General features: G+C 43.2%; 9 protein-coding genes. 7 read left to right on the forward strand and 2 right to left on the reverse strand.

The features are described from left to right. From A3757_RS17455 to A3757_RS17475, 5 genes are all read left to right on the forward strand, one after another. Positions 1–1,229, forward strand: a 1,229-nt coding sequence (locus A3757_RS17455; protein WP_068740008.1) for a sodium ion-translocating decarboxylase subunit beta, incomplete at its 5' end; no start/stop codon positions are given. A 135-nt stretch (positions 1,230–1,364) separates the two neighbouring features. Then, positions 1,365–2,474 carry an alpha/beta fold hydrolase gene (locus A3757_RS17460; protein ID WP_231877449.1) on the forward strand — a complete coding sequence of 370 codons (1,110 nt, stop codon included), beginning with the start codon at positions 1,365–1,367 and terminating at the stop codon, positions 2,472–2,474. Between the two features lie 15 nt (positions 2,475–2,489). After that, complete coding sequence (locus A3757_RS17465; RefSeq protein ID WP_068507860.1) at positions 2,490–2,915, forward strand: peptidylprolyl isomerase; 426 nt, start codon at positions 2,490–2,492, stop codon at positions 2,913–2,915. Positions 2,916–3,067: 152 nt separating this feature from the next. After that, entirely contained in the window at positions 3,068–3,814 is a 747-nt protein-coding gene (locus A3757_RS17470) for a response regulator (RefSeq protein WP_068507858.1), read from the forward strand. Positions 3,815–3,865: 51 nt separating this feature from the next. After that, entirely contained in the window at positions 3,866–5,413 is a 1,548-nt protein-coding gene (locus A3757_RS17475) for an ATP-binding protein (RefSeq protein ID WP_068507854.1), read from the forward strand. A gap of 54 nt (positions 5,414–5,467) precedes the next feature. Here the strand turns inward: A3757_RS17475 and rnt are convergent, their stop codons facing one another. Further along, the gene (rnt, locus tag A3757_RS17480; protein ID WP_068507852.1) at positions 5,468–6,112 is read right to left on the reverse strand and encodes a ribonuclease T; all 645 of its coding nucleotides are present in this window, start codon (positions 6,110–6,112) and stop codon (positions 5,468–5,470) included. Between the two features lie 202 nt (positions 6,113–6,314). Between rnt and A3757_RS17485 the strand changes: the two genes are divergently transcribed. Continuing rightward, on the forward strand, positions 6,315–7,193 hold the full coding sequence (locus tag A3757_RS17485) for an OmpA family protein (protein ID WP_231875515.1): 879 nt from the start codon (positions 6,315–6,317) through the stop codon (positions 7,191–7,193). A 175-nt stretch (positions 7,194–7,368) separates the two neighbouring features. Further along, complete coding sequence (locus A3757_RS17490) at positions 7,369–8,583, forward strand: argininosuccinate synthase (RefSeq protein ID WP_068507850.1); 1,215 nt, start codon at positions 7,369–7,371, stop codon at positions 8,581–8,583. 106 nt (positions 8,584–8,689) lie between these two features. Here A3757_RS17490 and A3757_RS17495 read toward each other — a convergent pair whose 3' ends face one another. Further along, positions 8,690–9,595, reverse strand: a complete 906-nt coding sequence (locus tag A3757_RS17495) for a DUF2806 domain-containing protein (RefSeq protein ID WP_156490393.1) — start codon at positions 9,593–9,595, stop codon at positions 8,690–8,692. Positions 9,596–10,164 lie beyond the last annotated feature (569 nt).

Genomic DNA, 10,164 nt, shown 5'->3' on the forward strand with positions numbered 1-10,164 from the left:
CTATTAAAAAAGGCTTTGAGCCTTTGTTGCTATTGCCTATTGGTATGGGCGGGATATTGGCTAATATTCCAGAGGCTGGACTTGCTTTATCGGCCGCTGAAAATGCGATACATTTTCACAAGCCTGAAGTAATGATGGCTTTGGCAGAGGTTTTGAAAGTTCCTTTTGAAGCCGGTCAGGAAATGACGCAAGAGACCTTATATGCGTTTAAAGACGCTTATAAAATGGCAGATAGTGCTACTGCCGCTGCAGCTCATAACGTTGCTAGTGATGCGGGTTACGCTAATGGCATGTTGACAAACTTCTATAACGTAGTAATTGGCTCAATGGTTGGTCCTTTGCTTATCTTTATGGGTGTTGGTGCAATGACGGACTTTGGTCCAATGCTGGCTAACCCTAAAACTATTTTGCTAGGTGCTGCTGCGCAGTTTGGTATTTTCGGTACCGTTCTAGGTGCTGCTTTCCTCACAAGTATGCAAATTGGTGGTGTTTCATTTACGATTGAAGAAGCTGCTACGATCGGTATTATCGGTGGTGCAGATGGACCTACTTCTATCTTCGTATCAAGTGTACTAGCACCGCACCTATTGGGCGCGATTGCTGTCGCAGCTTATTCGTATATGGCGCTTGTTCCTGTTATTCAGCCTCCTATTATGAATGCTTTGACTACTCCTGAAGAGCGTAAGATTGAGATGGTTCAGCTTCGTACAGTTAATCAATTGGAAAAAATTCTTTTCCCGATTATTGTATTGATTCTGGTTGCACTTTGTCTTCCTGATGCTGCGCCTCTTTTGGGTATGTTCTGTCTTGGTAACTTGATGAAAGAGTCGGGCGTTGTGGACCGTCTTTCTGATACAGCCCAGAATGCTTTGATTAACATCGTAACTATTTTCTTAGGCCTTTCTGTTGGTTCTAAATTAAGTGCAGACAAATTCCTTGATTTTCAAACGCTGGGTATTTTGTTCTTGGGTATGGCTGCATTTGCAGTAGGTACCGGTACTGGTGTAATCATGGCTAAGTTGATGAACGTATTTAGTACTAACAAAGTTAACCCTCTGATTGGATCTGCTGGTGTATCAGCTGTTCCAATGGCTGCTCGTGTATCGAATAAGGTTGGTCTGGATAATAATCCTCAGAATTTCTTGTTGATGCATGCGATGGGGCCAAACGTAGCAGGTGTTATCGGTTCTGCAGTTGCTGCGGGCGTTATGATCAAGTTCTTAGGCTAGGAAGCCAGTAGTACTACTATAGAAACCCCGGCTTGTGCTGGGGTTTTTTTATTTGTGGGGCTAAGATAATAACTGTGAGATATCTTTTTATTGTTAACAGGGTTGTAGCTATAGATGGTTGAGAAAAAGCTAAGATTGCTAGATAAAGTTTTTTTATCTGTTCTTAATGGTGTGGAGCAGTTTGCTTTTTCGGAGAACTTTAATATCTCAAACTTGAGTTCATTCGATGAAATCTTTCAAGATGGCATCATGTCAGTTCGTCATTATCACCCATTAGAGGATGATGAGATTGAGATCGCGGGTGAGAAAATCAAGGTAGAGAAAAAGCGACACAAAACGCCCGTTATCTTGGTGCCGCCTTTAGCCGCAACATCAATGATATTTGATTTGATGCCGCATAGAAGTGTTGTTCGTTATTTTTTAGCGAATGGTTATGATGTTTACTTGGTTGATTGGGGAGATGTAACCGCAGATCATAAAAACCTGTCGCTGGAAAGCTATGTGCTAGAGTGGATGCCAATGATCATGGATGCTGTCATTACGCATTCTGATGAGGAGGAGGTGTCAATCTTTGCATACTGCATGGGTGGCTTGCTTTCTCTTATGTATCTGGCGGTTTCAGGTGATGAATCAGTCAAAAACCTGGTGACAGTCGCGAGTCCGATCGATATGCATCAGAGCGGCGCAGCAGGTAAGGTTTTGTCGGCAATATATAAGCCAGCGCACCTGGTTTCCAACGTGCTTAATTTTTCCTTACTTGATTTACCGACACGCTATTTTCATGTGCCTGGATGGACTTCATCGCTAGTGTTTAAATTAACTAACCCAATGGGCTCAGTGATTAATACGTATGAGAAGTTTTTGAATTTATGGGATAGGGAGTATTTGGAAGAAAGTCTGACTATGAGCAAGTGGTTTGACGACATGGTAGATTATCCAGGGCGTACCATTCGGGAAATGGCGGTTCATATGATGATCAATAACACCATGGCTAAAGGAAAAATGCGTATTGGAAAGGTGATGGCCGAGTTTAATCAAATTAGATGCTCGATTCTGGCATTTGCAGGCGAGTCTGATAATTTGGTGAGTGTAAGTGCTGCGCACAAGGTTTTGGATATAGTCTCTTCAGAAGATAAAGAGTTTTGTGTTGTTCCGGGTGGGCATGCGGGCGTCTTTGCTGGTAACAAAGCGCCGCAAAATACCTGGCGCATAGCTGTAGATTGGTTGGCAAGCCGGTCTGATTAACAAGAGTGATAAATAATGGCAGAAAGGCAAGTATATAAAGTTAACTATTGGTTGAAGAATGATGATGGGCAAGTAGTCGATACTTCAGAAGGTGGCGAACCAATGGTAATTGAGATTGGTGGTGCTTCCGTGATTCGAGGGCTTCAAGAAGCTGTAAAGGGGAGGCAAGCGGGTGATCGCTTGGAAGTGCAGGTGCCGCCAGAAATGGCTTATGGTGCGCATAACCCGGAGTTTGTGTCAAAAGTACCTATGTCAGCTTTTGAAGGAGTAGAGCATGTTGTAGAAGGTATGAAGTTCCAGACCAATACCGGCTCTGATGCGCAGGTTGTTCAGGTTGTTAAAGTAGAAAAAGACTTCGTCCTGGTTGATGCAAACCACCCTTTAGCAGGCTTGGTTCTCAATTTTGAGATTGAGATAATCGAAGTGGTCGAAGCTGCGTAAAATTTAGCTAGAATAAAAAATATGCAATTTTTCATGTGTTTTTTGAAGCTGCATATATACTTACTGTTACATAACGGAAAAATGTATGGAATATCAGTACCTTTCGGGTCTCCATGCAATCCCAAATCACGAACTAAGATAAGAAAATACAGATGGAAGTTGAACAACAAAACGACGCTTGGCGAATTTTAATAGTTGAAGACGATGAGCGTTTAGCTGATCTCACCAAGGAATACTTGGAGAGTAATGGGCTTGTCGTTTCGGTTGAAGGTAATGGCTCTCATGCAGTTGATCGTATCGTCAATGAAAAGCCTGATCTGGTAGTGTTGGATCTGATGCTTCCAGGTGAGGATGGCTTGTCAATATGTCGTAAGGTGCGTCCTAATTATAATGGACCGATTCTTATGTTGACTGCGCGAACTGACGATCTAGATCAGGTACTAGGTTTGGAAATGGGGGCCGATGATTATATGTCTAAGCCTGTTCGTCCTAGGGTTCTGCTAGCAAGAATTCGCGCCTTACTTCGTCGGATTAATGAGCATGTTGACCAATCATCAGATGCTGGTGCAGAGTCAGGTCAGGCAGCTGATGCGACCCGCTTGGTATTTAACAACCTGGTTGTTGATAGCTCAATGCGAGAGGCATGGTTGGACGATGAAAGTATCGATTTAACCAGTGCAGAGTTTGACTTACTTTGGTTATTATCCAGTAATGCAGGTAACGTGCTGAGCCGTGAAGAAATCTTTACTAACTTGCGCGGTATCGAATATGATGGTCAAGATCGTTCGATTGATGTTCGAGTCTCTAGAATTCGTCCGAAAATAGGTGATGATCCGGTTCACCCACGAAGGATCAAGACAGTTCGAAGCAAGGGCTATTTGTTTGTAAAAGAGGCTTAGTTTATAAGTCTCTCAAGCTCGGCTTGCCAAATTATTTAAAGAGTTTTGGTTTTGAAGAAAATTCTAATTCGTATTTTTATTGGCCTAGTTTCAGTGATCACTGTGCTAGGCCTTTTTAGTCTTGGTCTGGTTAAAGTCTCTAATCAGGTTAGGGAAGAGCACTACTGGCATGATTTGCTGGTTACTCCTATGACCGAACTATCCCGTGTAATCAGTGAAGATCATTCAAAGCTGCCTGAACATACTTACCTATCTGATTATGAATCATTAGGTCTAAGTGCGGTAGAGCAAGAGCGTTTGATGTATGGACGACTGCTTGTGTCCCTGGAAGGTGACTACCTTAGAGCGATTATCCAGCAGCAAAATTCTAGCGAGCAGTTGTTAGTTTTTGAGTCTTTGCGCGATAAGCAGTTTTCAGCACTTTTTCGTCTTCTTGTAAGCGAATTACTGGTTGATGCGACGGAGTTGAGCAAGCTTGAAAGCATTGAATCACTGCTTAATGTCTCGATTGCTAAATTGGAAGAGACGAGTTCGGTAAGTTCTCAGTTAGTATTAAATGATATTGCCAAACAGGGTTTTCATGACGGTCTTGATGAAGATGGTTTATTTAGTTATGTGCGCTTGAAGAGCGGAGAACTGCTTCGTCTAGAGTATGGTGAAGTGTTCTCCGGTTTTTCATTTATTTTGTTCGTTGCACTGGTTTCCCTGTGTGTTGCAGTGCTTATGCTCTTTGTTTATTACCTGGTAGAGGGGTTCAGTCGCCGTTTACGCTCTATTGAAACAGCGGCAAGTCGTATTTCGCGAGGTGAGCTAGATGCTCGTGTATCCGGGGCGGGAAGTGAAGATGCGATCAGTCGCTTAGGTGGTGCTTTCAATAGTATGGCCGACCATATACAGCGCCTGATGTATGTGCAGAAAGAAATGATCCATGCTGTATCGCATGAGCTTAGAACCCCTGTTGCTAGAATACGCTTTGGTGTACAAATGATTGAAGACTGTCCCTCCGAGGAAGCATTGCAAAAGCAAGTAAAGGGGATCGATGGCGATATTCAGGAGCTTGACGAATTAATTGATGAGATATTGACCTATGCTCGACTTGAGCAGGGCGGGCCAATCTTGGCATTTCAGGAAGCTGATATTAGCGCAATTGTTGATCAAGTTGTTTCCGAGCAAGGCCTTGTTAAGCCAGATATGAGTATTTTCTCTGAGTTTAAAGAGGGCTCTGATGTATGGAAAATGTCAGAGGTTGAAACACGTTATATACATCGTTCGATTCAAAACCTTGTTGGTAATGCGACACGCTATGCTCAAGGAAGGGTAAAAGTTGTTTGCTCTTTTGATGCAGAGACATGTCGTGTAGATGTTGAAGACGATGGCCCTGGTATTCCAGAGGAAGATTGGGAGTCTGTCTTTACGCCGTTTGCGCGTTTGGACGATAGTCGCACACGTGCTTCAGGGGGTTATGGCCTAGGCTTGTCAATTGTACGCCGTATTCTTTATTGGCATGGGGGGCAAGCCTTCTTGGGCAGAAGTGATATGGGTGGAGCGAAGTTTAGTTTGGTATGGCCCAGGAAACAAAGCCAGACGAACAAACCCTAGGTGGCGATATCTGAAGCGCGCAGCTGCTGTCTGGCTTATCTTAGTAGAAAGTGCTTAAGAGGACAGGGGCCAGCCGCCGAGGTGTTGCCACTTATTGACTATCTTGCAGAATAGTTCTGCTGTCTTCTCCGTATCATACTTTGCGGTATGAGCGGCTTTCCCATCAAATTCAATTCCTGCCGCTCCACAGGCTTTTGCGAGAACGGTTTGGCCATATGCCAAACCCGACAGCGTTGCTGTATCAAATGTCGAAAAGGGGTGAAAAGGGTTGCGCTTAATATTGGCTCTTTCTGCTGCGGCAAAGACAAAGTTGTGGTCAAAGGTTGCGTTATGACCCACAAGTACAGCTCGTGTACAGCCAGTTTCCTTCACTGCTTTTCGAATAGGTGTGAATATTTTATCTAGGGCTAGCTTTTCGGGTTGAGCATTACGAAAAGGGCTGTGCGGATCAATTCCGGTAAATTCTAGCGCAGAAGCCTCAAGATTTGCTCCTCTAAAAGGCTCTACATTGCAATGTACAGTTTCTTTTAGGTAGAGATCGCCATCGGTCTTCATGCTGATAATAACAGCGGCTATTTCTAGTAGAGCGTCGGTTTTTGCGTTAAAGCCAGCGGTCTCAACATCAATCACGACTGGAAGAAAGCCCCGAAAGCGATTGGATATGGCGTGAGAATTGCATTTTTCAGATTGGTTTGGCACGGTTTGTCCTTATTTGTTCCGTTGCGTGGCTAAGTCGGCCAAGTTGTAGCGACAGTATATCAGAGCAAGGTTATGATAGGGCAAAGAATTGCCAGGTTTTGTTTTCAGTTTTTATGTGACTTGGAAAATACCTTATTAGGGGCTTGCTACAAAAAGAGCTGATCCGATTTATTATGGTAAGAGAATTTGTGAGGTGTCCGATTTGAAGCGCGGTAGTACTTTTGTAAGAGGCTTAATGTTAGGAGTCGTGATAGCTTGCTTATCAAGCCTTGCCCATGCCAAAACCTATAGCGCAGAGCTGGATCAGAGTCAGTGGTACCTGTCTTCCTCTATATTCGAATGCAGTCTGGTTCATGATATTCCTTATTATGGTAAGGGTGTCTTCTATCATGAAGCAGGAGAGAACCTGCGCTTCTATACGATGACTAATAATAACCCTATGAAACCGGGTAAAGCGGCGTTAGTGGTTGAGGCTTCATCTTGGAAGCCGGGCAAGGTAATTCAGGATCTGGGTTATGTCGACGTTGTAGATAGTGATCAGCCTTTAAGTGTGCCTAGAGCTAAAGCGACTAATATGATGCAGGGCCTATTAGAAGGCATGACGCCAACTTTTACCCGGAAAGCTTGGTACAGCGATGATTCAATCAGGGTTAGAATTAATAGTGTTAATTTCAAGTCAATCTATAATGGCTATCTTGATTGTATAGCAGGTTTGTTGCCGGTTAATTTTAGGCAGGTCGAGAAAACGCGTGTGCATTTTGAATCTGATAAGTCAGATCTAACCGAGCGTGATATAAAGTCACTGGATTTGGTGGTTCTCTATGTCTTAAATGACTCGAGTGTGACAGCTATTTATGTTGATGGTCACACAGACAGTACTGGCCGTAGAATTTATAACCGGCGCTTATCTAAAGCACGCGCGCAAGCCGTTAGGGATTACTTAATCAATAATGGTCTGGAAGCCGATATTATCCGTACACGTTACCATGGTGAGCGTTATCCGGTGGCTAAAAATAACACCAAAAAGAATAAGAAACTGAATAGACGTAGCACCGTTCGGCTGGTTCGCGATCTAGATTAAGCGTAATACAGTAAATATCTCGGCAATATTTGTATTTGTGGCCCAACAGCAAGTAGAATAGCCGCCTTTTCGTAATGAATATTATTAAGCGGAACAGGATTTCACTCGTTTAGCTGTTTGTGGCTGAAGAGTGACAGCTTGTTTTGTCTGCATCTTCGATAGTTGGAGCCTTTCTATGTCAGAAATTAACAAAGTTGTCTTGGCTTATTCTGGTGGTCTAGACACCTCTGTAATCGTTAAATGGTTACAGGAAACATACAACTGTGAAGTTGTTACCTACACAGCTGACCTTGGTCAAGGTGAAGAAGTTGAACCTGCACGTTCCAAAGCAGAAGCATTGGGTGTTAAAGAAATCTATATTGAAGACGTGCGCGAAGAATTTGTTCGTGACTATGTTTTCCCGATGTTCAGAGCAAATACTATTTATGAAGGCGAGTACCTGTTAGGTACGTCTATTGCTCGTCCTTTAATTGCCAAGCGAATGGTCGAAATTGCTAATGAAACAGGTGCTTGTGCTATCTCTCACGGTGCGACCGGTAAAGGTAATGACCAGATTCGTTTTGAGTTAGGTGCCTATGCACTTAAGCCGGGTGTTCAGGTCATTGCACCTTGGAGAGAATGGGATCTCAACTCTCGTGAAAGCTTGTTAGCCTATTGTGATACACACGGTATCGAAGTTGAAAAGAAGAAAGGTAAGTCTCCTTATTCTATGGATGCAAACTTGCTACATATTTCTTATGAAGGCGATATGCTAGAAGATCCTTGGAATGAGCCTGAAGAAGAAATGTGGCGTTGGTCTGTTTCTCCTGAGAACGCTCCAGATACACCGACTTATATCGAACTGACATATGAGAAAGGCGATATCACCGCGATCAATGGTGAAGCGATGAGCCCGGCAACCGTGCTTGAGACCTTGAATAAGGTCGGTGGTGATAATGGTGTCGGCCGTTTGGATATCGTTGAAAACCGCTATGTAGGTATGAAGTCTCGAGGCTGCTATGAAACGCCAGGGGGCACGATTATGCTTAAGGCTCACCGTGCGATTGAATCTTTGACTCTCGATAAAGAGTCTGCGCATTTGAAAGACAGTATTATGTCTAAGTATGCGGAGTTGGTTTATAACGGTTACTGGTGGTCCCCTGAGCGTAAAGCGCTTCAAGCCTTGATAGATGAAACACAGCATTATGTAAACGGTGTTGTTCGCGTTAAGCTTTATAAGGGTAACGTTGTGGTTGTCGGTCGTAAATCTGAAGAAACCTTGTTTGATGAGAGTATCGCTACATTTGAAGATGACGGTGGTTCATATGATCAGAAAGATGCTGAAGGTTTCATTAAATTGAATGCTCTACGTTTACGTATCGCTGCAGGTAAGGGGCGCGATCAGGGTTAAGCTCCTTTTCTCACCCATAAAAAAACCGACATTGATTGTCGGTTTTTTTGTTTCGGGCTTAGTTTAAGTACTTCACTAACTCTTTGATAATTTTGGAGCGTGCGATTTAACCGGCGATAGATTCTTTAAGGGTGCTGCTTTTGTTGCTATTAGCTGTTGCCGCTTCAATATCGATAAAGTCAGATAAGTATTCCCAGACGACTCTTCTTTGTAAGTTACTGCTTGGGATTGAGTCTAAGCCACCGATTATTTTGAGTAAGTCGCTACCTGTTTTGGTGAATGCCTGGGTATAGAAACCGACGCCTTGGCCGGGAGCGGTAAAGTCGTGGCTAACACTATGTCGCGTTTTACGGTAATAAAACTCGTAGCCAACTAGTAGCTCACTAGGGTCTCTTGCAATCATACCTGCATTGACGCAGTGTGATAGTAGGCGCAGCTCGGAAAATATATCATCTTCCTTCGTTAAGCTGTTGTTGGCGCGAAACACAAAAGGGTGACCGTTATGGCCGATAAAGGCATAGTTGGAAACCTTCTTAAAGGCAGTAATTTCCCAAGCGTCACAATGGTATAGAAAGTTCAGGCTACGCTTGGAGATTGAATGAGGTCGTTTTAGCTCACAAAGTAGAGCTCTGGCCCAGAGGCTTTGCATTGGGCTGCTACTAACATTCTGGGCGTAGTCAAAGAATATATTTGCCCAATCTGAATCTACGGATTTAGCCGTAACTTTTTGTCCTAGTAGACCGGAAGCAATTGCTAATATTGCTTCAATATTTGCTTGTCTTAGGGTTTCCTGGTGCCTGATTCGAGCATGAGTGCGCTCATTGAGGCTGGCAAAAGCAACATCGGTTTCAACATAGATCGGCTCGTCTGCTTCATCACTCGCCTTATCGCTGGCCAGGTCACGAACAACAGTGCCATTGGCGCGATAGTATCCGCCCATGGACTTGGTGCACAGTGCCACGAGTTTGGACCATGTTCCGATTTGTTTTTTCTTTCCTTTAGAACCGTGCAAGCTTTTGGCCCCTAACTGGACTCTGTTTAATTCGGTGAATAAAACATGCCAGGTGACGTTATATTTGTATGTTTTAAAAACTATTATTCTTGGATACTTTTATATCGCAGCAAGAAATATATTCATTTGTAATGTTGAAAACAAGCAATGCTTTTTGTTCACGGTTTAAATGTGACTCTGTTCAAAAAACACTCTCATGATACAAAAAAACAATGCAGGCGTCGACTTTATTTGTTAGCAAAAAATCCAATAATATCAATGAATAAGGACTTCCGCTCATGTCTTGAGAGCTTACATTAAGTTTGCCGATTAAGTTGATGACTCGTAGTTGAAATAAGCGCGAAAAGCAGGTGAAAGTCCTGATGATTTCAGTTAACGTATCAACGATAATAAAGAAATAGCGCTAGCTCTTCGCACGCAACTCTCAAATCTGACTGATTATTTAATGCTTAAATTTTACCCTTCGAATCGCACTGAAAACCTCGCTTTCATCATTGCTGAAATAATGAGACGAGAACCACTGAAAAAAATCTTTGATCAGGAAAAGGTGATTATTCAAAGTTTCGGTA

This window comes from Oleiphilus sp. HI0117, from assembly GCF_001635235.1.